At 46.3% G+C, this 24,516-nt stretch carries 20 protein-coding genes; 11 read left to right on the top strand and 9 right to left on the bottom strand.

What is annotated here, in order from left to right; all coding sequences use genetic code 11:
• Positions 1-39: 39 nt before the first annotated feature.
• The 3 genes from AKJ31_RS04665 to AKJ31_RS04655 form a co-directional block, all read right to left on the bottom strand.
• Positions 40-906: a DMT family transporter gene (locus AKJ31_RS04665; protein ID WP_053407910.1), complete on the bottom strand. Its 867-nt coding sequence runs from the start codon at positions 904-906 to the stop codon at positions 40-42.
• Positions 907-1,045: 139 nt separating this feature from the next.
• Positions 1,046-2,047, bottom strand: coding sequence for an HD-GYP domain-containing protein (locus AKJ31_RS04660; RefSeq protein WP_053407909.1), 1,002 nt, complete (start codon positions 2,045-2,047; stop codon positions 1,046-1,048).
• A gap of 17 nt (positions 2,048-2,064) precedes the next feature.
• On the bottom strand, positions 2,065-5,415 hold the full coding sequence (locus AKJ31_RS04655; RefSeq protein WP_053407908.1) for an MHYT domain-containing protein: 3,351 nt from the start codon (positions 5,413-5,415) through the stop codon (positions 2,065-2,067).
• A 202-nt stretch (positions 5,416-5,617) separates the two neighbouring features.
• On the opposite strand from AKJ31_RS04655, the gene AKJ31_RS04650 reads away from it, so the two are divergent.
• Positions 5,618-6,031: a GNAT family N-acetyltransferase gene (locus tag AKJ31_RS04650; RefSeq protein WP_245639018.1), complete on the top strand. Its 414-nt coding sequence runs from the start codon at positions 5,618-5,620 to the stop codon at positions 6,029-6,031.
• 55 nt (positions 6,032-6,086) lie between these two features.
• Here AKJ31_RS04650 and AKJ31_RS04645 read toward each other — a convergent pair whose 3' ends face one another.
• Positions 6,087-6,980 carry a cation diffusion facilitator family transporter gene (locus AKJ31_RS04645; protein ID WP_053407906.1) on the bottom strand — a complete coding sequence of 298 codons (894 nt, stop codon included), beginning with the start codon at positions 6,978-6,980 and terminating at the stop codon, positions 6,087-6,089.
• Between the two features lie 200 nt (positions 6,981-7,180).
• Complete coding sequence (locus AKJ31_RS04640; RefSeq protein WP_053407905.1) at positions 7,181-8,059, bottom strand: LysR family transcriptional regulator; 879 nt, start codon at positions 8,057-8,059, stop codon at positions 7,181-7,183.
• 145 nt (positions 8,060-8,204) lie between these two features.
• Here AKJ31_RS04640 and AKJ31_RS04635 point away from each other — a divergent pair, with 145 nt between their 5' ends.
• Positions 8,205-8,783, top strand: coding sequence for a class I SAM-dependent DNA methyltransferase (locus AKJ31_RS04635; RefSeq protein ID WP_053407904.1), 579 nt, complete (start codon positions 8,205-8,207; stop codon positions 8,781-8,783).
• 54 nt (positions 8,784-8,837) lie between these two features.
• Here AKJ31_RS04635 and AKJ31_RS04630 read toward each other — a convergent pair whose 3' ends face one another.
• Positions 8,838-10,823, bottom strand: a complete 1,986-nt coding sequence (locus AKJ31_RS04630) for an acetoacetate--CoA ligase (protein ID WP_053407903.1) — start codon at positions 10,821-10,823, stop codon at positions 8,838-8,840.
• 221 nt (positions 10,824-11,044) lie between these two features.
• On the opposite strand from AKJ31_RS04630, the gene phhA reads away from it, so the two are divergent.
• Both phhA and AKJ31_RS04620 read left to right on the top strand, forming a co-directional pair.
• Positions 11,045-11,836, top strand: coding sequence for a phenylalanine 4-monooxygenase (gene phhA, locus AKJ31_RS04625; RefSeq protein WP_053407902.1), 792 nt, complete (start codon positions 11,045-11,047; stop codon positions 11,834-11,836).
• Positions 11,829-12,155, top strand: coding sequence for a 4a-hydroxytetrahydrobiopterin dehydratase (locus tag AKJ31_RS04620; RefSeq protein WP_053407901.1), 327 nt, complete (start codon positions 11,829-11,831; stop codon positions 12,153-12,155). Before phhA ends, AKJ31_RS04620 begins: the two co-directional genes overlap by 8 nt.
• A 75-nt stretch (positions 12,156-12,230) precedes the next feature.
• On the opposite strand, the gene AKJ31_RS04615 is transcribed toward AKJ31_RS04620, so the two are convergent.
• Positions 12,231-14,555 (bottom strand): bifunctional diguanylate cyclase/phosphodiesterase, encoded by a 2,325-nt coding sequence (locus AKJ31_RS04615; protein WP_053407900.1) that lies wholly within the window; start codon positions 14,553-14,555, stop codon positions 12,231-12,233.
• Positions 14,556-14,708: 153 nt separating this feature from the next.
• Positions 14,709-15,224 carry a hypothetical protein gene (locus tag AKJ31_RS04610; RefSeq protein ID WP_157052306.1) on the bottom strand — a complete coding sequence of 172 codons (516 nt, stop codon included), beginning with the start codon at positions 15,222-15,224 and terminating at the stop codon, positions 14,709-14,711.
• A gap of 96 nt (positions 15,225-15,320) precedes the next feature.
• Here AKJ31_RS04610 and AKJ31_RS04605 point away from each other — a divergent pair, with 96 nt between their 5' ends.
• The 4 genes from AKJ31_RS04605 (at position 15,321) to secF (ending at position 19,457) form a co-directional block, all read left to right on the top strand.
• Complete coding sequence (locus AKJ31_RS04605) at positions 15,321-15,989, top strand: flagellar basal body-associated FliL family protein (RefSeq protein ID WP_211263031.1); 669 nt, start codon at positions 15,321-15,323, stop codon at positions 15,987-15,989.
• Positions 15,990-16,098: 109 nt separating this feature from the next.
• Positions 16,099-16,575: a hypothetical protein gene (locus tag AKJ31_RS04600; protein ID WP_053407898.1), complete on the top strand. Its 477-nt coding sequence runs from the start codon at positions 16,099-16,101 to the stop codon at positions 16,573-16,575.
• Between the two features lie 138 nt (positions 16,576-16,713).
• On the top strand, positions 16,714-18,555 hold the full coding sequence (gene secD / locus AKJ31_RS04595; RefSeq protein WP_053407897.1) for a protein translocase subunit SecD: 1,842 nt from the start codon (positions 16,714-16,716) through the stop codon (positions 18,553-18,555).
• A gap of 2 nt (positions 18,556-18,557) precedes the next feature.
• Positions 18,558-19,457 (top strand): protein translocase subunit SecF, encoded by a 900-nt coding sequence (gene secF, locus AKJ31_RS04590; RefSeq protein ID WP_053407896.1) that lies wholly within the window; start codon positions 18,558-18,560, stop codon positions 19,455-19,457.
• An 83-nt stretch (positions 19,458-19,540) separates the two neighbouring features.
• Here secF and AKJ31_RS04585 read toward each other — a convergent pair whose 3' ends face one another.
• Complete coding sequence (locus AKJ31_RS04585; RefSeq protein WP_053407895.1) at positions 19,541-20,272, bottom strand: dienelactone hydrolase family protein; 732 nt, start codon at positions 20,270-20,272, stop codon at positions 19,541-19,543.
• Between the two features lie 255 nt (positions 20,273-20,527).
• Here AKJ31_RS04585 and AKJ31_RS04580 point away from each other — a divergent pair, with 255 nt between their 5' ends.
• From AKJ31_RS04580 to AKJ31_RS04570, 3 genes are read left to right on the top strand one after another with little or no spacing between them, the layout of a single operon-like run.
• The gene (locus AKJ31_RS04580) at positions 20,528-22,345 is read left to right on the top strand and encodes an extracellular solute-binding protein (protein ID WP_053407894.1); all 1,818 of its coding nucleotides are present in this window, start codon (positions 20,528-20,530) and stop codon (positions 22,343-22,345) included.
• A 45-nt stretch (positions 22,346-22,390) separates the two neighbouring features.
• Entirely contained in the window at positions 22,391-23,479 is a 1,089-nt protein-coding gene (locus tag AKJ31_RS04575; protein ID WP_053407893.1) for a microcin C ABC transporter permease YejB, read from the top strand.
• A complete protein-coding gene (locus tag AKJ31_RS04570; RefSeq protein WP_053407892.1) occupies positions 23,479-24,516 on the top strand; it encodes an ABC transporter permease in 1,038 nt (345 codons plus the stop codon). The genes AKJ31_RS04575 and AKJ31_RS04570 overlap by 1 nt, the downstream gene beginning before the upstream one ends.

Genomic DNA, 24,516 nt, shown 5'->3' with positions numbered 1-24,516 from the left:
GGTAAAGGTCGAAATTGTGATTACCATCAATCATTTCAGTTACTTAGTTTCTTTTGTTGCTTCTAGTGAACGCGCCAAAAAGACCAACGCAATGCCCCCAAGAATCACGCTGCTAGTCAAAACGCTGTGCATTGATAAGGATTCACCCAGCAACGCAGAGCCAATGACTAAAGTAATAACAGGTACCGATAGCTGGCTGATGGAGGCTTGAAGTAAGGAAAGATTTTTAAGCACGCGATACCACAGAATGTAGCCAAGTGCAGAGGCCACCGTACCAGAGGCTATAGCCAACAAGACGCCTTTTGTTGTTAGAGCGATATCATTGACTAACCAAGGTGTGAAAAACAAACCTATCGCAGACGCGGAAATAAACCCCCAGGTGATCCCAGAGCTGGGAGAAGCCACCTTTTTGCCTAAAGCGGTAAACAGTGCCCACGAAACACCAGACAACATCATTAACACCGCTGAGAAAAGATCAGGTCTAGTTGCAGATGGCAGCATTAACCAAACAAACCCAGCGACAGAACAGCCAATACCAATGATTTCCAGCCGCAAAAAGCGCTCTCCTTGCCACCAATGCATGACAAGCAAGCTTAACTGTACTGCACCAAACAACAGTAGCGCGCCTGTTCCTGCAGCAAGCTGAATGTAAGCAAATGAAAAGAGTATCGCATAGGCGAACAGCGTCGAGCCTGCCATAAGGCTAAATTTGAATCCCGGAAAGTTTGCTTTAGTGCCGCTCCGATTGAGCAACAATAGCAGTGCTAATGTTATCGCTCCCGAGACAATGCGGATTAGGGTAAAGCTTCCGGCATCAATACTGCCTTCTGCCAGTGCAAGTCGGCAAAGAATGGAGTTCGCGGCGAAAGCAAACATTGCAACCGCAACCAGTAGATATGTCGACATGCCAGTTCCTTTTGAATAGTCGAAAGTGATGATTTCAATAGATAATAGATGGGCAAGCCAACACTTGCTCGGGATACAGACCGGAGTGAAGAGATTTTTGTTTCAAGTGTGTATCTCGTCTTCCTTGACGAGATATTTGTTAGTCCCAGTGACCTTCTTCGTGGAACTTCGCTTTTATCTCAAGGATGTTAGGTAGCTGCTCCATGAAAATTGGCACCAGTTCTGGGTCAAAGTGCTTACCCGTTTGTTGCTCAATAAACATCACTGCTTCATCGATTGGCCAAGCCTTTTTGTATGGTCGTTCGCTGGTTAATGCATCAAATACGTCAGCGATAGCGGCCAAGCGTCCTTCAATCGGAATCTCTTTACCAACCAATCCTTCTGGGTAACCAGTACCATCCCATTTCTCATGGTGGGTAAGGGCAATGTTACGAGCCAACGAAATCAAAGAGGAGCGGGGAGTATCTAAGATGCTCGCACCGACTTTGACGTGTCTTTTCATGTGGTTGAACTCTTCTTCATCCAACTTTCCTGGTTTGAGCAAAATGTTATCTGGAATCGCGATTTTGCCGATATCGTGCATCGTCGCTGCCATGCGTAGTTCGTCAGCTTGTTCCTCGTCCATGCCGATGGCAAGTGCGAGAATTTTGACGTAGTGGCTCATACGCAGTACATGCATTCCGGTTTCATTGTCTTTGAATTCAGCTGCTCTGCCTAAGCGTTGGATCAAATCAACCTGAGTGGCTTTCAGTACATCCATCTTGACCATCGACAGGTGAGTTTTCACTCGCGCACGCACGATGGCGGGTACAATGGGTTTGACGATGTAATCGACACCACCAATTTCAAAGCCTTTTTCCTCATCTATCGACTCTCGTAGTGCGGTAACAAAAATAACAGGGATCGCAGAAGTTTCAGGATTGGCCTTGAGCTGTTCACACACTTCAAAACCTGTCATTCCCGGCATCATAATGTCGAGCAAGATTAAGTCGAAGTAGTCTTGCTTAGCGAGCTTTAGCGCATCTTGACCGGAGCGAGCGAAAGACAAGCGATAATGATCTTGGAGCACCTGCTTCATGACTTTTAAGTTGGCAGGCTCGTCATCAACAATGAGAATTCGCGGCAGTGGTTTTCTATACATAGACTAACGTTTCCTTCTTATTGAAGCGTTTCGAGTGCTGATTCCAAGTGGCTAGCAGCGACGTTAAAGTCAAAATCGTCAATCGCATTAATCGCATCAACGATCGGTTTCTTAACGGAAGCAGGGACGGCATGTTGCACGTTTTCCGCTATGTCTTCCCTCAATTCTCCCGCTTGAGTGGCTTTCAACCATTCGGTCAGCAGGTCTCGCAATTGTTCAGTGTCAATGTCATCCATCGTTGTCGTTGTTTTCGCTTCAATGACTAACTTGTCGGCGAGTGTCGCCACTTCTTTACAAAGCGTAGGCCAATTGTCGGTAATTTCCTTTACAACATGCTGAGCTTGCGAGATTTGGTGGTCATCGGCGGCTTTTTCCAACTGACTAAATAAATGATGTAGTGATATCAACGCAAAGTTGCCGGACAAGCCTTTCATTGCGTGCGACCGACCCGCGAGTTCTTCCCACTGATGGTTATCGACTAGGTGTTTGAACTGCGCAGGCAAATCGAGATGTTTTTCGACCATATTGCGCAGCTCGGTCGCGTAAAGGTGCTCATCTCCCCACAACTTCAAGCCATTGTGTAAATGAATCAGTTTAAATCGAGAGTTTGGTTTTGGCTGAGCTTGTTCGGCTGAAGATTCTACCGACAAACGGAGATTCATCGAGCGTGCGATCTCTTGAGTCAATTGCGCCATGTCGATGGGTTTGTTGGCGAAGCCATTCATTCCAGCCGCCTGAGCTTGATAGCGGTCTTCCGCCAAGACACTCGCGGTCAGTGCAACAATTGGCACCGCGTGTTTATCGTATTTTTGCTCCCAGTTGCGGATTTCTATACTCGCGCCAAGTCCGTCTAGGCGTGGCATTTGTAGATCCATCAGGATCAGTTCAGGCTCGTCTGTTTGATAGCGCTCTATCGCTTCAATACCATCGTCTGCGGTGATCACCGTGTGGCCGTCACGCTCTAACAAGATTTTTAGCAGGTTGCGGTTTTGCTCGATATCATCACAAACCAAAATGCGCAGTGGCGGTAGGGTGAGTTTGAGATCGGATTGCTCTTGAGACTCCAACTCACTCGCAGGTAGAGGTAAATCGAAGTAGAAACAGCTACCTTTACCTAATTCACTGGTTGCGTAGATTTCTCCACCCATCAGGTGGACTAACTGGCGTGAGATCGTGGTACCTAAACCCGTGCCACCAAAGCGACGGCTCATGGACGAATCTGCCTGAGTAAAAGGATCGAAGATAGCGCTGACTCGTTCTGGCGCGATACCAATGCCGGTGTCCGTCACGCTAAAGCGAATCATATCTTTCTCACCGTCGACTGCGGTAACGTCTAAGCTGACGCTGCCACTTTCGGTAAACTTGACGCCATTACCCACTAAATTCATTAGCACCTGACGAATACGGTCTTCTGCGCCGAATACCACCTCTGGTAGCTCATCAGACAGAGTCAGGGACAGGTCAATGCCTTTGCCTTTCGCATTGAGCCACAGCGTGGAAATCACAGTGTCGACGCAGTTGGCTAGGTTGAACGCCACGGGTTGTACATCTAGTTTGTTTTTCTCTAGCTTGGCGCTATCAAGAATGTCATTGAGCAAGTGAAGCAGTGAGCGAGAGGCTTTCTCAATCGTTTCAAGGTGGCGACGGTTTTCACCACTGATGGTTGAATCCAGCAGAATGTCGGTAAAGCCGATGATCGCGTTCATCGGTGTGCGTATTTCGTGGCTCATATTGGCAAGGAAGTTCGCTTTACTTTCTGCCGCTTCTTCCGCAAGTAGCTTCGCGTTGATCAGTTCTTGCTCGACCTGCTTCAGGTTCGAGATATTGATCATTACACCGTCAATCCACTTCACGTTACCTTGGTCGTCTCTCACCACTAGGCCATTTTCCAGTACCCAAACCGGCTCGCCATTTTGGTGCTTCAAACGGTATTCAATCGCATAGGTAGAGTTATGAGCATCGAGTGACTGAATGCGGTCACAGACATATTTAAAGTCGTCTTCGAACACTAACTTCGCGAATGACTTCTCTTGATTTAAGAACAAACGCGATGAATAGCCTGAGATATCGAACATCCCTTCACTTAAGAAAATGGGCGTCCATTCTTTGTCAAAGCGACGACGGAATGAGGCTCCCGGAATGTTCTGCATCAATGAGCTTAAGCGCTCTTGGCTTTCTCGTAGTCTTTCTTCCATCGCTTTACGGTCAGAAATATCTGCGACAAAGCCGACAAACAGTGTCTCTCCATCTTTGAGGTTGACTCGTCCAACCCCAAGGCGCACAGGAATAAGGTGGCCTTGTTTATGTTGCGCGTAAACTTCACGCGGAGAACCGATGATTCGCTCTTCACCCGTTTCAAAATAACGGCTGAGGTAAGAGTCGTGGGCGTCTCTATGTGGGTTTGGCATTAGGATAGAGACGTTTTTGCCAACCACTTCATGTTCTTGCCAGCCAAAAATACGTCTTGCAGCCCCGTTGATACCTTGAATAATGCCTTTGGCGTTAATCGTGATCACGCCGTCGGTGGCAGTGTCGAGAATCGCCTGCAGTCGCGCTTCGCCGGCGGTTTTTTCGGTCAATAGTTGACGATAGCGAAGTTGCGAGCTGACATTAACCGCTAATGTGGAAACAAATAAGGTCGCAATAGCAACGCCAATCGCGAGAAATGATTGTTCACTGACATGTGCAGTTGCTTCACTCATAGACATTGAGTCAGGAATAATAAAGCGTGCCGCTTCCATGCCAGTGTAGTGCATGCCCGCAATCGCGCATCCCATGGTGACTGAGCTGATAAGAATAATGTGCAAAGAACGCATCGATGGAAAACGTGAGCGTAATGCTCTGCGCGCAGAAAGGGCGATAAACGAAAGTGCTACAGCTACAACAATCGACAATGCAAACCAGTAAGGGTCATACAACAGATGAATATCCATCTGCATCGCTTCCATCCCTAGGTAGTGCATGGCACCGATACCTGAACCAACAACGATGCCATTGCGCACTAAGATTTTTAGCGAGTCGTTATTATCAATCAATGACTTGATCATGATGTAAGACGATATGATGGCTGGCAGCACAGAAAGGGTTGTGATTAATAAGTCGTAGCCGTGTTGATGGGGCATCTTGAAAGCGAGCATTCCGATAAAATGCATACTCCAAACACCGCCAGCCATGATGAAAGAACCTGATAGAAGGGCGATTCTCTGATGTGACGTATCGACGATATGACGCGCCATTGCGGCGAGTCGAAGCGCAAAGAATGACGTCATAGATGCCACAAAGACTGACAAAATCACAAGCCACAGCTTGTAACTGCCCGTCATTAGATTTACGTTCTCAACATCGGTGATAAAAAATTGATTCAGCATTAACAAAAAGCTCAATAAAAGTAAGGGTTTGGAGTGTTAGTGCAACTAAGTGATAAGTTACTACTGCTATTAATAAAAGTGTAGTGATTTGTACCGCAAATGATATGCAACACTATTGTTACAACACTCGATTCGGTCATTTTTAAGCGTTAGGTTTTATAATCGTATGAAAGTTGCACTAATGAACATCAAGGATAGTGAAATGGAAGTAGTTTTTTCAGTCACAAAAGTGGCGCTATTTCCGTATGTAGACGCAGTGTTTGGTTGGGATGACAACTTTCAGCGTGCAAGATTGGCCAACGATTATGATTTGAACTGGTATTTCTGGATTTATCAAGGTCGGGAAAGGGTAGGGCTTGTTTGCTACAAACATGTGACAACGCGCTTGCATCTTCACCTATTGATTATTTTCCCCGAATTCCAAGGAAGAGGTATTGGCGCGCAAGTGATGGATTTGTTGAAGCAAGAAGCTATCGATGCATCCCGCCAAATGATGACATTGTCGAGTTTTATCGCCAATTCAGAAGCGATTCGTTTCTATACCGATTTAGGTTACGTGATTGAAGAGAGTGATAAAGATTTTTATCACTTAACGTTGGCGATTGAAGATGCCTAAGGCGCAAAAAAGCCACCGTATTTGGTGGCTTTTCAATGTATGACTCTGCTTTGCGTTAACTTGCGATATTCATCGTCAGGTTCAGGTCGAGTGACAACTTAGAGAGTTTGTCTTTGAGGATGCGTCGCGTTCTTTCTACTTCCGCCACCTCGACTTGGTTACCTTTTGAGTGAACATCAAGTCTGACGCGCAGCTCACGACCTACCTTGGCTACTCCAACCACGTTAAGTTTTTGCGAGACCTGCTGCTCTAGTGCAGAGACTTCTTTGTCTACCGCGTGACAAATCTCGTCGCTTGGTGACATCATTAGTAGCTCTCGCAGCGCTTCGCGAAGCATATCGAACGGTACTTTGATGAAGTAGAACGACATTAAAATCATCATCATTGGGTCAGCGTACACTGCGTACTCAGCAAAAGGCGAGACAGATACCAACCAAGCAGAAATAAACCCAAGTGTTACAGCAACACTCAGTAGCGTATCCATTTTCCACTGTGTCGCTTCAGCGGCAATCAACCCTGATGAAAAGCGTTTGGATTTGTTGGCGATATACCACCACGCGTAACCACAACCAATAACGTTTACAACACCAAACAAAGTTGCGATAGAAGCGTCGACTTCTCGGCCGCCATTAAACATCGCGATGATCGCTGAATAGAGCGAGTAGCTCACGACCAACAAGATCACCAAACCTTTGATAGCAATGACAACGGGTTCAAGGATTGCTTTACCAAATGGGAAAAGTGACTTCGATGGACGCTGAATGTATCGCGATGCGGCCAGTGACAATAATGTTAACAGTAAACTGACTAGTGAATAGACGCCGTCAAAGACAATGACTAGTGAGCCAACAAGTAAACCGAGCACTAGACCACCACCCGCAAAGCCAGAGGCTAAAAGGGCTGAAAAGGTCAGGATTCGTTTCTCATTTAAGCTGGTTCTGGCACACATAACCAAAATCTCGTTGTAAAACACCTCTATAGTTTTCTCAAAATATGAGGATTTTACAAACGCATTCTGTGCTATAAACAAACACTTAACGATGGTTTTGATTTTTATTTGTTTAAAATCAATTGGTTATGTGTGTATTTTTGTGTCAATAAATTTGACGCTCAGTGATATTTGCTGTCTAAAAATGCATTCAGATAACGTTAGAAGTCGAACAAATATTCGTTGAGCTTATCCGCTAGCCACGACATGCCTGGATGTTCCGCCATACCTGCGGCAGTGAACATGCAGTAATCTTCTTGGGTTAAGCCGTAAGTATGTTTGATCACCGCCAGCTTTTGCTTTCTCAATAAATGACGAATCAGAGGCTCTGGCAGTACGCCCCACGCATCTTCTTCAAGAATGGTATTCAGCATGTAATCAAAGCTGGAAAAGCCGATATGGCGCAGAGAGAAAGGTTGCAGCTCTGGATTATCTTTTTCATTGAGGTACACCATCACCGCTTGCATCGCGTTTCTTAGTTCATCATCTGATACGCGGCGCATTTTACTCAGTGGGTTATCGGCTTTACACACCGACATCATGCGAATCTTACCCAAAGGTTGATAAGCAATGTGTGGATCATCGGTACGCTCGTAATCGACGCCGAACGCGAAATCAACCTGCTGGGTGGCGACTAAGTTTGCTAAGTCCCCAGAGGAAGCGAGAACGGTATTAAAAGACGTCGCAGGAAAACGTTTATTGAGCTTATGAGATAAGTCTTGCCACATTTCGTCTGGCAATGAATCGTCGCGAGCAATCCATACCTCGGCGTTAAACTCGCCTGAGACCTGTGCACAAGTTTGACGAATCCGTTGAGCCGTAACCAGTAGGTTTTGGCTATCTTTATAAATGGCTTTGCCAGCTTCTGAAAGGGTCAGGTTGTTACCGCTGCGGACAAACAACTCAATGTTGAGGTCTTTCTCTAATGCTTTGATTGCCATACTTAATTTTGTACGGTTGCATTCCAATTGTCGTGCGGCTTCCGATACGGAGCCCGTATCAGCGACACTACAGAAAGCTTCGATTTGAGATAAGTTCATTTATTAAGCGTTATCAGTGATCTTTTCATCGATAGTATAATAATATTCGCAGATTGTCCGTTTTCCGCTTTGAAATGCTAGGAATTTCATGCAGTTTTGATACTCTTGGGAGACGCCAAATGAATGAAGTTATAGGGAGATCATGATGGCTACGAGTTGGGATGATGTCGCAGTAGACTGGGAAAAAGAACAATCGACAGTGGTTTTCGCTGCAAAAGTATTTGAGTCACTGCAAGATATCATTGATCTTAAGGGTGCGCACATCCTTGATTTTGGGTGCGGCACTGGATTGCTAAGCCAAAAGCTTTCTCCTATCGCCAAAGATATTGTTGCTTTAGATAGCTCAGAAGCGATGATCGAGCAACTGGATAAAAAAGAGTTACACAACGTTGAGCCAGTGGTTGATATGCTCACCCGCGGTTTAGTGGCGATGCATCCTGCATTTCGCAATCAGTTTGATGCTGTGGTTGCGTCATCGGTTTGCAGTTTTATTCCTAATTACTCTGACGTCGCAGACATTGTTTACAGTTTGGTCGATGAAGGCGGCTACTTTATCCATTGGGATTGGTTGTCGGATAAAGATGAAGTCGGTGGAATGACAACGCAGCACGCAAAACAAGTGCTCACCAGCGTTGGTTTTGATGAAGTAACCGTAACAACACCTTTTGATGTTGATACTCCGCAAGGCACGTTCAAAGTGCTGATGGCGGTTGCGAAAAAGTAATTGTTGAGCAAATTAGAAAGCCCGGTGGATGACCGGGCTTTTTTATATCTTCGTCTATCGCTGAGCAAAATCAGCGACTTCTTCTAACACCCAAGGGTTAGCGATCGCGCCTTGGTTTTTCACTTCCAGCCCGTGTAACACCTGTTTTACCGCGAGTTCAACCAATTTGCCCGACTTGGTCTTTGGAATTTCGCTCAGTGAATAGATCTCACTGGGTACATGCCTTGGTGAACATTTGGCTTTGAGCGTTGTGCGAATTCGTAAAGCAAGCTGTTCATCCAGTTTGCACTCGGGCTTTAGTTGAACAAACAAAACGATCTTTTCATCTCCATCCACATGGCGAGATACCGCAATAGAATCAATTACGCCGTCTAACTGGTTCACTTGCTGGTAGATTTCCGCGGTACCAATTCGCACACCACCAGGGTTGAGCGTTGCATCGCTACGACCGTAAAAGACCATGCCACCGCTAACGGTTTGTTCTACGTCATCACCGTGGTGCCAAGTGTTGGTAAACTTCGCCCAGTAAGCATTGTGGTAGCGCTCACCATCGTCATGCCAGAAGCCAAGTGGCTGATTGGGGAAACTGTTGCGACATACCAGTTCGCCGCGCTCAGCGACAACCGATTCGCCGTGTTCATTGAATACCGCGACGTCCAGCCCTAACGCTGCGGACTGACACTCGCCGCGATAAACCGCAGAGATAGGGTTACCAATCACAAAACATCCGCAGATATCAGTGCCGCCAGAAATCGACGCTAAATGCAGGTCTTGCTTGATGTCGTTGTAGACATAATCGAACTGTTGAGGGTAAAGCACAGAGCCCGTTGAACATAAGGTTTTGAGTGGGCTGAGGTCGAATTGTTGAAGAGCGTTAAATTCACCTTTTTGCAATGCTTCAAGGTATTTAGCCGATGTGCCAAATAGACTGACTTCCGCTTTTTCAGCCAATTGCCACAGCACGTTTTGGTCTGGATACATTGGGCTACCATCGAAGATCACTAACGTCGCGCCACTCGCCAGAGCGGAAACGTGCCAGTTCCACATCATCCAGCCACAGGTGGTGTAATAGAATACTCGATCTTTGGGCTGAATATCGCTGTGAAGCTGGTGTTCTTTCAAATGGTTAAGCGTAATCCCGCCCACGGAATGGACAATACACTTTGGTTTCCCCGTTGTGCCCGACGAGTAGAGCACAAACAGCGGGTCGTTAAAGCTGATGCGTTGGTAGTGGAGCGCGTGGGGGATAAAGTCCGCCATGACGGACTGCCACTCGGTCAATTGGCCGCTGTTGTCTTGCTCTACCAACGGCAGATAATCAATCTGGCAGGTCGCTTTAAGGCTTGGCAACGCGTCGATGATCGCGCGGTTTTTCTCTCCCATTGGGAAAGCTTTTCCGTTGAATTGGTATCCGTTACAACAGAAAAGAACTTTAGGCTGTACTTGGCCAAATCGTTCAACCACGCTTTCTGTGCCGAAGTCAGGAGAGGTCGATGTCCAGATCGCACCTAAGCTGGTGGTGGCGAGCATAGCAATCACGGTTTCAGGCATATGAGGTAGATAACCTGCGACCACATCACCTTGGCTGATGCCTTGTTGTTCCAACCATTGTTGTACAATCGAAACCTTATCGCACAGCTCTTGCCAAGTGAGCGTTTGCTGCTCGCCTCGTTCATTGGTAAACCAAATAGCGATATCTGAAGGCGCTTGAAACGCGTAAGAGAGCAGGTTTTCTGCGTAGTTCAGTTGTGCCTGGGGAAACCAAATCGTATCTCTGCTTGGCGCGTGTTCACCCCATTTAGGTAGCCCTTCACCCGCAATGCATTCGCCCATGTACCCAATGACATCACAGAACTGCCACGTTTCCAGCCAAAAATCGCGCGGGTTCTCAATCGACCACTTGTGTAGTTCTGCGTAGTTGTGGATGTCGTGCCCTTGAATATTAATGTGTTGAATGAACTGGTGCAGGTTAGAAGATTCAACTCGTTGTTGGCTAGGAACCCAAATCGGTTCTGCTTTTGGTTGTACACACTGCTGCATGACGTCCTCGTCCAATAGTCCTTATATACCGCTTAAGTTTTGTTTGAAAACTAAACAAAGTCAAACATCTGAGCATAATCAGCTTGCTGAAAAATAAGCAAAAAAACGTCAAATGTAAAAATAATGTTACAGGTGCTTTTGCTCGAATATCATTGGCGTAATTGTCACCAATTCAGCATCGGGATAGGCTTTATGTAAAGGAATTGTTAAAAGGAAAGGCAATGACTCAGTATGTATCTAACCCAGTGAACGACAAAGGATTTGTTGACTGGAGTAGCGAAGAAGATCTCATTTGGCATGACTTAGTCACACGTCAATTGGGCTACGTTGAGCAACGAGCATGTAAAGAGTATTTACGCGGCTTAGAATTGCTTGACCTACCGTTAGATCGAGTACCGCAACTACCCGAAATCAACCGAGTTTTAATGCGTGAAACTGGTTGGCAGGTCGAGCCTGTTCCCGCGCTGATCAACTTTGACCGTTTCTTTGAACTGCTGGCGAATAAGAAGTTTCCGGTCGCGACATTTTTGCGTTCGAGAGAGGAGTTCGACTACTTGCAAGAGCCGGACTTTTTCCATGAAATCTTTGGTCATTGTGCTATGTTGACCAATCCCCAGTTCGCTGAATTTACCCATACTTATGGTCAGCTAGGTCAACGAGCAACCAGCAAAGAACGTGTCTATTTGGCTCGTTTATACTGGTTTACAGTTGAGTTTGGTCTGGTAAACGAGGGCGATGAATTAAAGATCTACGGCGGTGGTATTTTGTCTTCTCCGGGTGAAACCATTTACGCGCTTGAAGATCCAAAGCCGCTACGGGACAAATTCGATATCCACACTGTGCTGCGCACGCCATATCGTATCGACATTATGCAGCCAGAGTATTTTGTTTTAGACAGCATTGAGCAGCTTTATCGACTCAGCCAAATGGATCTGATGTTCCATGTAAGACAAGCGATGAAAGCTGGATTATTACCCCCATTATTTGAACCAAAGGAAGTGACACATGCTTGATGAATTACGTTGTGAATCGTGCAGCGGTGATGCAATTGCATTAGGTGCAGAAGAGCGCAGACTTTTACTCACGGAGTTGGACGGTTGGCAAATGCTGGAGCGAGACGGTATTCCGCAGCTTGAGAAAGTGTATACGTTCAAAAACTACAAACAGGCATGGGCGTTTGCCGATAAAATTTCTCAGTTGGCAGAAGACGAATTCCATCACCCGTCTATTCTATTGGAATGGGGCAAAGTCACGGTGACTTGGTGGAGCCATTCGATTAAAGGACTCCACCAAAACGATTTCATTTGTGCGGCTAAGTGCGACAAACTGTAACTGATTCATTTGTTCAAAACCAATGTAACTAAGAATAATCCACGGCCTGAAACTCTTTCCCGCATAGATTTTGTTTTAGGCCGTTTTTCTTGTTTGAGGGGACAAGAAAGTTTCCAGTTTACAGCCTGTGATCGGTTTAGATTTCAGATAGCCCTGAATGTAGTTACAGTCAAACGAAGAGAGCAATGCTAATTGCTCTGAGGTTTCCACCCCCTCTGCGACCACTTTCATCTTAATCGTATGCGCCATATTGATAATTGCTAAACACAAGTTGTCGCCGGTTGCGTCCCCTTGCGCGAGCCCATTGACGAAACTTCTGTCCACTTTGACGATATCGACAGGGTAATCTTTCAGTACCGACAGCGATGAATAGCCCGTACCAAAGTCATCCAGATAAAGCACGATGCCAAGTTGCTTAAGCTGCAATAGTTTCTCTTTACTGCATTTGCTGCGGCTAAGCATTAACGATTCGGTAATCTCTACGCCGAGACATTCTGGCGGAAAATCGTAGTTTGCCAATATGCCCTTTAAGCTGTGGTAAATATGGTTGGATTCAAACTGTTTAGCCGAGACGTTAATGTTAAAACGCAGCGGTCCATTTACGCCAGAGTCCCAATGGCGATCTATGGTTTTGCAGGTTTCTTTTGCTACCCAGTCACCGATTTTGATGATCAGCCCGGTTTCCTCTGCAATAGGGATGAACACATCAGGCGGAATAAATCCATGACTTGGGTGATTCCAACGCAGCAGCGCCTCAAAGCCAGTGACATGCTCACTACTGGTGTCATAAATCGGCTGGTAAACAAGGTTAAGCTGACGCAGCTCCATCGCGACGGCTAAGTCTTGTTCCAGTTGGAAACGCATCTGTGCTTTTTTGAACATTTCATCGTGGAAAAAGACCACTTTTTCGTGCGAAGCACTTTTCGCTTGGTACATCGCTGTATCGGCCTCACGCAGAATTGTGGTCAAATCTTGCTTGGGATCGGTCACGATAGAAATGCCGATACTGGCCGCGATGTGGAAGTCTTGCTGGTTGATGGTATAAGGTTCGCTGAGTAATTTACTGTAGCGCTGGCAAATTTGTGATAGCTCTTGAGGGTCGGTGAGTTCAGGAAGGTAGATAATGAACTCATCACCGCCAAAGCGAAAACCCATGTCTCCACGGCGACAGTTACCCTGAATACGCTTAGCCACTTCAATCAAAATTTGGTCGCCGAGTAAATGACCAAGCGAATCGTTAATCACTTTAAATCGGTCGAGGTCGATAAACAGAATCGAGAACCCTTTGCTTGCTCCTGCTCGTAGCTGTTCGAGCATCAAGTTTATTTCATGGGTTAAGGCCGAACGGTTGTACATTTTCGTCAATCCGTCAGTGACCGCTTGTCTTGCGAGTGATTTGGTTTTCTCTTCGATAATACGATTGGAAACGAACAAGCGAGTAGCGTAAAAGTTTGTGGCCAGCGTGACAGATAACGTCAGCAACAGAATCATGCCTACCGCACCAGCGCTGTACAACCAGATACTGGCAGACGTATTGAGCACGGTGATCGACACACGCCATTTTCGGTCAACCAGAGGTACGCTAATTTCTCGCGATACGCTGGTAACTTGTTCATAAAACCTGTGGGTATTGAGGTCGGTATTTAGGTGAGAGCGAAATAACATTTGCTCGCTGTCTAAGCTATCTACTTGAATTAAGGTATGGGTCGAGTTGAGCAGCTCTTGCCAAATGAAACCAAAGAACTCATGGACGATGATATTCGCTACCACAACGCCATCGAGTTGTTTATCGTTGGTGACAATCGGCAGAAATACGCGCGCAACGATTTGGTTGTCTTCTTCGCACAAAATGATTTTTGCCTGACCGCTTGCTAACGCATCCTCAATTGCTTGACGGCTAGTTGGTCGAGATTCTAGTCGCCAACCTAGGTAATTGCTCGCCTCGAAGCTAGAAGACAGGTAGAACACTGGCAACGTCATTTGACTGAATAACGCGGAATCGTCGGTGTCTGTGATAGGTGGGTACACATCATAGCCAAGGAAACCTTGTTGCTTAGCTTTCTCTTTGAATATTTCGAGTGAGTCTTTCCTGATCGCGGGAGCCCAGAGAATCGATTGCACGTTGGCGTTCATGCCCGTTCGGTTTTCAAGAAACTGCTCGAATTGATATTGCGTTGGCTGATTGCTATGGATCAGAAAAGCTCGAGTAGACTCTAAAAGTAGCTTGGTACTTTGTAACGATTGATTCAACGCGTGAATTTTATTGGATAACCGTGTTTCTAGTTGAGAGTGGAATTGCTGGTTTTCGTGGTTATAGATCGCAGAGACGGTATAGGCGGCGATACCAATACCCACCAGCCAAATAGTACAAAGCGTTTTTAAAGAGAGTGCGAATTTCAAGGGTATACATAAATATCACTAATAGTGATGTAATACTAAAGCATGAAGGCTATTGCTCGCAAATGATAATTGTTATCAAATCTTACCTAAGGTAACAAATAGGCGCTGATTATGAGGCTGTATGCATTGGAATAACAAGTTAACTGAAAGACGCTATTGCTGAGTTTTCGTGAGCAGATCCGCCTCGTATTGATAAATACGTTTGAGCTGATTCAACTTACTGACAAGTTTCTCTTGCTCGAGCTTGAGAATTTGGTTCGCCTGAATGTAGTTTAAGCTGGTGGCACTGTTGATAAATTGCTGTTGCTTTTCACACTGTTGGTTGATTGAGCGCCAGCGCGTAATGGCTTTGTCAATAATATCAGCGCCGTCAGACACAGTATGAATTTGCTGATCAAGCTCGCTTACCGTCTCATTGGCGGCCTGTATTTGCGCGTTCATTGTATTGATGAATATCCGCTTTTGAGTGCGCCAGAAGCGGCGGAGTTCTTGTTCACTGAATTGCTGGTGCAACAGTACACGTTGCTTGTGTAGGCTGAGAAAATCATTGTATTTGGTCGCTTGTTGGTTATACCAAGCGTCCACCCGTTTTTGAAAAGTGAGGGATTGATTCCAGCTCTTCTCGTCACATTGCGCGGCGAAAACAGGAATAGGTAAAGTGATCGACAATATGGCCGTTATAGTTATAAAGGCTCTAAGCCATCTCATAAGTTTAATAATCAATAGTTTCGGATGGTTTAAGTATAGGAAAGAGACTGACCAGAAATGAAAAAGTTAATTATGGTAGTCGTACTATTGCTGGGTTTGGCATGTGCAGGTGGTGGGTATTACATTTTTTATCTCAAACCACAGCAAGAGGCCGAGCTATTGGCTCAGCAAGAAACGCCAACCGAAATGCCAGAACCATCGATAGAAGATAAAAAGCCAGTTAAAGAGACAAAACCGCCCGTCACAGACTATTACGTAAGTCCGCAAAGGCTGGGGGTCAGAGAGAAGCCAGATAAAGATGCGTTTATCGAAAGTGTGCTCTATCGTGGTGATAAGCTACACGTGTTCGAAAAGAAAGACGGTTGGGGCAGGGTTTCGCGCTACTACGTGTACGAAGAAGGTGGTGAAGAGGTAGCAGAATGGGTACCTCTAGATGCGCTTTTGGAAGTGCCGCCAACCATCAGCAAAGAAGAGCGCATGGAAACCGTCAGCAGTTATATTGAAAAATCGGACGACTTCAAACGCTATTTTGATGTGTTTGTCGCCAAGACCGATCAGCTTTTGAAAGAGAAAACCTGCCGCCCCAGCGACTTTGAAGAAACCAAAGGTTGGATGCGTTCGGTCACATTCAAAGATCGTGATGTCTATTTCGTCTACTGTGGTGGCTTGAAGCAAGCGAACAAAGTATATCTGGACGTCGGCAGCGGTGAGATTTTCTATCGTTAAGAGGTTTTATTCTCACCAAATATGAAAGGTTATCTTTTAGATTTATTTAGTTGTGGAGAGACAAGCTTGGACTTATGATTCAGCTTGTCTCTTTTTGTTGGTTGAATGAATGACTCAGCGTCTCATTAAGCTGTTTTGGTTTTCTTTGCTTGCTATGGTCTTGCCATCGCAGGCCGCTGCATATTTTGCGCAAGCCGAAAGTGATGCTCGACGTTTACTCGATAATCCTCATTCAACACAAACCCCGTCAAGCGACGCTGCGTACCAGCAGTTATTTGAACAATCGCGCAGTGAGCAGAGCTCTCAAACCCAACCAGTTTCCAGTACAGACGACAGTGCAAGCGTTGTTGCGATTATCAATGCCACGCGTTGGAGCTTGTCTCAGCGTACTTTAGACGACCGAGAAGTCTCAGATGCGGACTCAACGCCGCTCAATCTAAGCTCGCTTCCACCATACAAACTGTATTGCCATCCGGTATTGGTCAATCAATATTGGGCATCCACATCTTTTACCCCCAACCACCGAATTGCCGGCTGGAAAGACACGAATGCGCTCTATGTGGCGCTAAACAGCCAATTCGCTTAATCCGCATCTTTTAAAACGCCAATTCAGCTAGATGACGCGAGCAGTCGGTTTTTACCCTGTGCTCAGGTTTCGTCGTGCTGTCAGTTTTTCTGTCTCGGTGTTATGGCCGAGAGCATATACGGATTGAAAACAAAGCTTATGAAGCGAAAAAGTGTCAATAAAACGCAGCGAGCTAAGGTGATGAACCATTACTCTGCGTGGAAATATTTAGTGTTAGTGGTGACAGTTGTGTTGCTGTTGCTCAGTGCCATTCCGACTTGGTACGGTGAAAAACCTGCGCTACAGGTGACAACGTCACAGAGTGCGAGTGTTTTGAACGACCCAATCAAACTCAACCAGTTTCTTGAGAGTAAGCAAATCCCTGTTGTTGAGATCTCCAGCCAAGGTGATAAGACAACATTGGTGTTTGATTCTGAGAGTCAACAAACCCATGCTCGAGAAGCGATTAGCCAGGTAATGAATGAAGAAGACAGCATCAGCTTCTCGTACATGTCTGTCGCGCCTAAGTGGTTGGGTGACATGGGTTTTTCGCCAATTAAACTTGGCCTCGACTTACGTGGCGGTGTGCAGTTTCTACTCAACGTCGATGTCGATAAAGCGTTTGAAGAGCAACGTAATACCCTGACCGACGAACTGCGCGACATGCTCCGCTCTGAACGTTTAAGAGGAGTGAAGGTCGAGAAGTTTGAGCAGCAAGGGTTTAAAGTCAGCAGCAAGTCTGTTGATGCACTCAATAAAGTCGTTGGTTTCCTAAACCAAAACTATCCGGATTGGGAAGTGCATCGCCGCACTGAAACCGTCACGGTGAATCCGTCAATGCAATATAAGAACGAGTTTCAAACCGCTACGGTGAAGCAAAACCTGAAGATCATGCGTGACCGTATTGAAGAGTTGGGCATCACAGAAGCTCTAGTTCAGCGTCAGGGTGAGCACAGCATCCGCATTGAGTTACCGGGTGTACAGGATCCTTCTCTCGCGAAGAACGTGATTGGTGCGACTGCTACATTGGCTTTCCATGAGGCGAAATCGCCGTCAGACGGGCTTGGTTACGGCGACATCGTGCTTAAAGACAATGACGGTCGAGACGTGATTTTAGCGAAGCGACCTGTGCTAACGGGTGAACACATCAATAATGCGCGCGCAGGCGTCGATAAAATGGGCATGTCTGAGGTGAACATCTCGCTTGACCACGCTGGCGGTAAGTTGATGAGCGAATTCTCGGGCAAACACATCGGCAAGCCAATGGCGACGGTCTATAGCGAATACACCACTAACTCTAAAGGGGAAACTGTCCGTAGCGAGCGCGTGATCAGCGTGGCGACAATTCAAGCTCAACTTGGCAGTCAGTTCCGTATTACAGGCGCAGGCAGCATGGATGAAGCACAAAACCTTGCGTTGTTATTGCGCGCAGGTTCATTGACCGCGCCAGTAACGATTGTTGAAGAGCGCACAATTGGCGCTTCACTGGGGGCGGAGAACATCCATAACGGCTTTACCGCGTTAGCTTTGGGTATGGCGATGACGCTGACGTTTATGGCGCTTTGGTATCGAAGACTGGGCTGGGTAGCCAACACGGCGCTTGTGATTAACATCATTAGCCTGCTGGGCTTAATCGCATTGCTACCGGGTGCGGTTCTGACGCTGCCGGGGATCGCGGGTCTGGTATTAACCGTTGGTATGGCGGTGGACACCAACGTGCTGATCTTCGAACGCATCAAAGACAAGATGGCGGAAGGGCGTACTTTTGCTCAAGCGATTGATATGGGCTTTAGCAGTGCATTAAGCACGATTTTAGACGCGAACATCACCACCATGATCACTGCAGTCATTTTGTACTCGATTGGTAATGGTCCGATTCAAGGCTTTGCGTTAACGCTTGGGTTAGGTCTGTTGACCAGTATGTTTAGTGGCATTTTCGCTTCACGAGCAATCATTAATTTAGTGTGGGGACGTGATAGTCGCCGCGAGGTGAGGGTGTAATCATGGTTAAGTATCTCACAAGCAACATTCGTCCTATCCGCTATATCACGAGCTTTGTCTCTATCGCATTGATGGTGGTGTCATTAATTTCGTTCGCTATGAACGGTCTAAATATGGGCTTAGATTTCACTGGCGGTATGGTGACAGAAGTTCAAGTCGATGACACGGTGACTCATAACCAGTTACTTGAGCAGTTGCAACCGACACTCGGTGAGTTCACAACGGTGACTCATTCGGATGAAGAAGGTCGTTGGGTAATTCGCTATCCAATTCCGGAGCAGGGCGCAGATGTGAATTTAAGCCAGTCACTGTCTGCGGTGTCTCACCAGGTCTCTATTGTTAGCAACAGCATGGTTGGATCGCAAGTGGGTCAAGACTTAGTTGAACAAGGTGGCTTGGCGTTACTTGTCTCTATGCTATGTATCCTTGGTTATCTGTGCTTTCGATTTGAGTGGCGTTTGGCAAGCGGTTCGTTGCTGGCATTAATCCACGACGTAGTTCTGGTTCTGGGTTTCTTTGCCGCAACTCAAATGGAGTTCAACCTGACGGTGTTCGCAGCAATTTTGGCGATTTTGGGCTATTCACTTAATGACTCGATTATTATTGCCGACCGGATTCGCGAACTGTTAATCGCAAAACCATCCGAAGATACCAAAACCATTAACGATCAAGCTATCTTGGCGACGTTCTCGCGTACGATGGTAACCTCTGGAACGACGTTACTGACCGTTGCTGCGCTTTGGATTATGGGCGGAAGCGCGTTGCAGGGGTTCGCCACTGCGATGTTTATCGGTATTTTGTCAGGCACTTGGTCATCGATTTCGATTGGTACTGTGTTACCAGAATGGTTGAAACTGGAGCCGAAACACTATCTACCAGTAGAGTTAGACTCTGCACCTTAGTATAGCGTTAAGTAAGAAAAACAAAGGGCTAGATAGGTATCTAGCCCTTTTGATATGGTTTGTAAGGTATCACGTAGGCTGTGCTACTGAGTATTGGTGGCGAGAAACTCTGAAAAGCGTTGCCAAGATTTCTTATCGGCATCTTCACGATAACGATCACTACCAAACACGGTAAACGCGTGTGGTGCGCCGCTGTAAGTAATCATTTCGTGTTTGGCTTTTTGTTCTTCAAGTTCTTTGGCCAAACCTGCAAAGTGGTCCATTGTGACCGACGAGTCCGCAGTGCCGTGCAACACTAAGATTGGTGCTTTTGCTGCTTGGTAATTTTGCCCTTCAGGTGTTTGTAACCCGCCGTGGAAAGTCGCAAAACCATCAACGACCATGCCTGCTCTTGCGGCTTCTAGTGTAACTGCGCCACCAAAGCAGTATCCCATCACAACGGTTTTGCCTTTTTTACCAGCGAGCGAGTACGCGTAGTCCAACCCACCTTGCATTAATGCGCGCATTTTTTCTCTGTCTTTGTACAAATCACCTGTCAGCGCGCGGCGATGGTCGACTTCTTCGGGACGGATGTCCTTACCGAACATATCCACCGCAAACACGTTGTAGCCCATTTCATTGAGCATACTTGCACGCTTCATTTCGTAGTCGGTTAAACCATCCCAATCGTGAACGATGACAACCAAAGGTGCGTCGTCACTTACTTTCGCCCAGTAGCCCTCGTACTCACTACCATTTACATTGTAAATTTTATTCTCTCCGGCCAGAGACATACTGCTTGCGATTGTCAGACCGATTGCCAGTGCTAGTTTCATAACTTACCTCCGTGTTAGTGAAGTGTAGTACGTAAAATAATCACATAGGTAACAACTTGCCCGTGAATTAATTTGTACAGGCTGGCGAATTGTCAGGATTTGTTGCTGTCTTATTGTTGTGAGTGGGGCGGGACAGGCGTTCAAATTGTTCACAGAAAAGGTGGTGACTTCTATACTTATCCAAGTATTTGAATTATTAATATTAATTAATAGTATAGTAGTCAGACTAAAAAAGAATTAAGAAGGGAGTCGTCTATGGGGATTGTGCGCAAGATTGTACTTGGATGTACATTGGCGCTGACAGCAAACTACGCATCGGCAGCAGTAGTGGAAACGTCAGTTTTGGTTGGATTTGGTGAGGCCAAGTACCAACCCGATTTCACTCACTTCGATTACGTTAACCCTGACGCACCAAAGTACGGCACTGTGACTTTTGGTCAAGTAGGCACATACGATAACTTTAACCGCTTTGCTTCACGTGGTGTCGCCGCCGCAGCAAGTGGTGAGCTATACGATACGTTAATGTACTCACCAGCCGATGAGATTGATGCGTACTATCCTTTGATTGCAGAAAGCGTACGCTACTCAGACGATTACACTTGGTTAGAACTGAAAATCAACCCTAAAGCGCGTTTCCATGATGGTGTGCCTATCACCGCCCATGACGTCGCATTCACTTTCGATAAGTTTATGAAAGAAGGGGTCCCACAATACCGTATCTATTACCAAGATATTAAGTCGGTGACCGCAAAAGACGATCTGACAGTGCGCATTGATATGGCGAAGCCAAATCGAGAGAAGCTATTCAGCTTTGCTCAGTCTGCTCGCGTACTTCCAAAACACTTCTGGCAAGAGAGAAACTTATCTGAGCCGTTATCTGAACCTCCAGTAGGTAGCGGTGCATACAAAATCACTGATTATAAGTCTGGTCAGAGTGTCACTTACTCACTAGCGGATGATTATTGGGCCAAAGATCTACCGGTTAATGTGGGCCGCAAGAACTTCAAGACCATTCGATACGACTACTACCGAGACGACACTGTCATGCTAGAAGCGTTTAAAGCGGGGGAGTTTGATTTCCGTTTAGAAAGCTCGGCAAAATTCTGGGCAAATTCGTATACCGGTGCGAACTTCGACAACGGTTACATCATTAAACAAGAGATCCCTCACCAGAAACCAGAAAGTACTCAAGGGTTTGTTTTTAATACTAAAAGTGACGTGTTTAAAGATCCTAAAGTACGAGAAGCGCTAACGTATGCGATGGATTTTGAGTGGATGAACAAGAACATGTTTTACGACCAGTACAAACGCACACGCAGTTTCTTCCAAAATACCGATTACGAAGCGAAAGGTCTGCCGTCTGAAGGTGAGTTAGCCATCCTTAATCAGTTCAAAGATAAACTGCCACCACGTTTGTTTACGGAAGAATACCAGCCGCCAGTCACCGATGGCTCAGGTCGTATTCGCTCGCAAATGCGTACTGCGTTTAAATTGCTGAAAGAAGCGGGGTGGGAGCTGAAAAACAAGGTGATGGTCAATAAACAGACTGGAGAACCACTGAGTTTCGAGCTTCTGATTTACAGTCCGACGACAGAACGTATCGCAATTCCAGTACAAAAGAATATGAGCTTGATGGGGATCGACATGAAGATCCGCACAGTCGATACAACGCAATACATCAAACGTCTGCGTGACCGTGATTTCGATATGGTCTCATCACCATTTAGTGAAAACGCCTACCCAAGTCCGAATTTGATGATTGTCTGGAACTCAAACTACCTAGACTCCACCTACAACACCGCTGGGGTAACCGATCCAGTGGTTGACTACCTCACTTCAGAAATTGCTAAAAATCAGCAGGACTCCGCTAAGTTACTTGATCTTGGACGCGCGTTAGACCGCGTGTTGCAATGGGGCTTTTATATTATTCCACAATGGCATTCAGGCACTTACCGCGTGGCAATGTGGGACAAGTTCGAACGCCCAGACGTGATGCCGAAATATGACCTTGGACAAGACACGTGGTGGATTTCACAAGAAAAGGCGATGAAGCTGCCTGAAAAGCGCCGCTGATTTTATGGATAAGTACTTAACCCGATATACAGGCTAGAGGTTTTAATGGCAGCCTACATTTTTCGACGACTCTTGTTGGTGATCCCCACGCTGTGGGCGATCATCACTATCAACTTTTTTATTATCCAGATCGCGCCCGGTGGCCCCGTCGAGCAAGCCATTGCGCAGATGGAAGGACATACCTCTGGAATTATGGAGCGTTTCGCGGGCGGCGGCAGCGAAGTTGACCTTGGTACTGGCGATGATATCAATCCGTCTGGCTACAAAGGTTCACGAGGTCTAGACCCAGAAGTCGTAGAGGCAATTAAAAAGCAATTTGGCTTCGATAAGCCGTTACACGAGCGCTATTGGGAGATGCTGAAAAACTACGCGACCTTTAACTTTGGCGAAAGCTTGTTTAAAGGTGGTAACGTGATCGATTTAATCGTCGAGCGATTACCCGTCTCTATTTCATTGGGGTTATGGAGTACTTTGATTATCTACCTGACCTCCATACCACTGGGGATATTGAAAGCGATCAACCACGGCTCTCGCTTTGATATCTGGTCAAGTGCGGTGGTGATTGTCGGGTACGCAATCCCTGGATTTCTGTTTGCGATTATCTTGATTATCTTGTTTGCCAGCGGCAATTATTTCAGCTGGTTTCCGCTGCGTGGCTTGGTTTCGAGCAACTTTGACCAATTGACGTGGTATCAGCAAATCATCGATTACTTTTGGCACTTGGCGTTACCCATTACCGCGATGGTGATAGGCGGTTTTGCAACCTTGAGTATGCTAACCAAGAACTCGTTTCTTGACGAAATCAACAAGCAATACGTTGTCACCGCGAGAGCAAAAGGGTTGGATGAGCGCAGTATTCTTTACAAGCATGTTTTCCGTAACGCGATGCTGATCATTATTGCGGGCTTTCCTGCGGCGTTTATCAGTATCTTCTTTACCGGTTCTATGTTGATTGAAGTGATGTTCTCGCTCGAAGGCATTGGCTTGCTGGGCTTTGAATCGACTATCCAACGAGACTATCCGGTGGTATTCAGTTCGCTCTACATTATGACGTTACTCGGTTTAATTTTGAGCATCATTTCCGACCTAACTTACACCTGGGTTGACCCAAGAATCGATTTTGAGGCGCGTTAATGTTGACGAAGAAAAGAAGTAATCCGTTGAACGAAGCGCGTTGGTTAAGGTTTAAAGCAAACAAACGTGGCTATTGGTCGCTGTGGATCTTTATGGTGCTGTTCGTGATTAGCTTGTTTGCCGAGCTGATCGCCAACGATAAGCCGTTGCTGGTGGAGTATAACTCGCAGTGGTATTACCCAATTGCCGAACAGTATGCTGAAACCGAGTTTGGTGGTGAGTTTGAAACAGAAGCAGACTATACCGATCCTTACGTTATCGAGTTAATAGAAGAAAACGGCTACATCGTATGGCCGCTGATCCGCTTCAGCTACGACACCATCAACTTCAACATTAGCGGCAGTGTGCCTTCTGCTCCGGATGACGTGAACTGGTTAGGCACCGACGATAAAGGGCGGGACGTTCTCGCGAGAATCATCTACGGTTTTAGGATCTCGGTGCTGTTTGGTTTTGTTCTGACCATAATATCAAGTGTGATTGGCGTAGCGGTTGGGGCGACGCAAGGCTATTACGGTGGTTGGTTAGACTTATTTGGTCAGCGATTTATTGAAGTTTGGTCGGGTATGCCAACACTGTTCCTTCTTATTATCCTCTCGAGTTTTGTCGAACCTAATTTCTGGTGGCTGCTCGGAATCATGGTAGCCTTCAGCTGGATGAGTCTAGTTGGTGTGGTTAGGGCAGAGTTCTTGCGCTGTCGTAATTTCGATTATGTCCGAGCTGCGCACGCGATGGGTGTCAGCGACAAGCGAATCATGCTGCGTCATATGTTGCCGAATGCGATGGTCGCGTCTTTGACCATGATGCCGTTTATCTTGTCTGGTTCCGTTACCACGCTGACATCGCTTGATTTCCTTGGCTTTGGTTTACCTGCGGGCTCTCCGTCTTTGGGTGAGTTACTTGCACAAGGCAAAGCTAACTTACAAGCTCCGTGGCTTGGATTCTCTGCGTTCTTCGTTTTATCACTCATGCTCACTTTATTGGTTTTCGTCGGTGAAGCTGTTCGTGATGCCTTTGACCCACACCAACAAGGAAGATAA

The sequence above is a fragment of the Vibrio hepatarius genome (assembly GCF_001274785.1).
GTDB lineage: Bacteria > Pseudomonadota > Gammaproteobacteria > Enterobacterales > Vibrionaceae > Vibrio > Vibrio hepatarius.
Note: the sequence above shows the minus strand (reverse complement) of the source record. Positions and strands in the feature narration are given on the sequence as shown.

Excerpts from the sequence above, each read along its gene's own strand:
- AKJ31_RS04665 (WP_053407910.1), bottom strand. The coding sequence starts at position 906 with ATGTCGACATATCTACTGGTTGCGGTTGCAATGTTTGCTTTCGCCGCG.
- AKJ31_RS04660 (WP_053407909.1), bottom strand. The coding sequence starts at position 2,047 with ATGTATAGAAAACCACTGCCGCGAATTCTCATTGTTGATGACGAGCCT.
- AKJ31_RS04655 (WP_053407908.1), bottom strand. The coding sequence starts at position 5,415 with ATGCTGAATCAATTTTTTATCACCGATGTTGAGAACGTAAATCTAATG.
- AKJ31_RS04650 (WP_245639018.1), top strand. The coding sequence starts at position 5,618 with ATGGAAGTAGTTTTTTCAGTCACAAAAGTGGCGCTATTTCCGTATGTA.
- AKJ31_RS04645 (WP_053407906.1), bottom strand. The coding sequence starts at position 6,980 with ATGTGTGCCAGAACCAGCTTAAATGAGAAACGAATCCTGACCTTTTCA.
- AKJ31_RS04640 (WP_053407905.1), bottom strand. The coding sequence starts at position 8,059 with ATGAACTTATCTCAAATCGAAGCTTTCTGTAGTGTCGCTGATACGGGC.
- AKJ31_RS04635 (WP_053407904.1), top strand. The coding sequence starts at position 8,205 with ATGGCTACGAGTTGGGATGATGTCGCAGTAGACTGGGAAAAAGAACAA.
- AKJ31_RS04630 (WP_053407903.1), bottom strand. The coding sequence starts at position 10,823 with ATGCAGCAGTGTGTACAACCAAAAGCAGAACCGATTTGGGTTCCTAGC.
- phhA (WP_053407902.1), top strand. The coding sequence starts at position 11,045 with ATGACTCAGTATGTATCTAACCCAGTGAACGACAAAGGATTTGTTGAC.
- AKJ31_RS04620 (WP_053407901.1), top strand. The coding sequence starts at position 11,829 with ATGCTTGATGAATTACGTTGTGAATCGTGCAGCGGTGATGCAATTGCA.
- AKJ31_RS04605 (WP_211263031.1), top strand. The coding sequence starts at position 15,321 with ATGAAAAAGTTAATTATGGTAGTCGTACTATTGCTGGGTTTGGCATGT.
- AKJ31_RS04600 (WP_053407898.1), top strand. The coding sequence starts at position 16,099 with ATGACTCAGCGTCTCATTAAGCTGTTTTGGTTTTCTTTGCTTGCTATG.
- secD (WP_053407897.1), top strand. The coding sequence starts at position 16,714 with ATGAAGCGAAAAAGTGTCAATAAAACGCAGCGAGCTAAGGTGATGAAC.
- secF (WP_053407896.1), top strand. The coding sequence starts at position 18,558 with ATGGTTAAGTATCTCACAAGCAACATTCGTCCTATCCGCTATATCACG.
- AKJ31_RS04585 (WP_053407895.1), bottom strand. The coding sequence starts at position 20,272 with ATGAAACTAGCACTGGCAATCGGTCTGACAATCGCAAGCAGTATGTCT.
- AKJ31_RS04580 (WP_053407894.1), top strand. The coding sequence starts at position 20,528 with ATGGGGATTGTGCGCAAGATTGTACTTGGATGTACATTGGCGCTGACA.
- AKJ31_RS04575 (WP_053407893.1), top strand. The coding sequence starts at position 22,391 with ATGGCAGCCTACATTTTTCGACGACTCTTGTTGGTGATCCCCACGCTG.
- AKJ31_RS04570 (WP_053407892.1), top strand. The coding sequence starts at position 23,479 with ATGTTGACGAAGAAAAGAAGTAATCCGTTGAACGAAGCGCGTTGGTTA.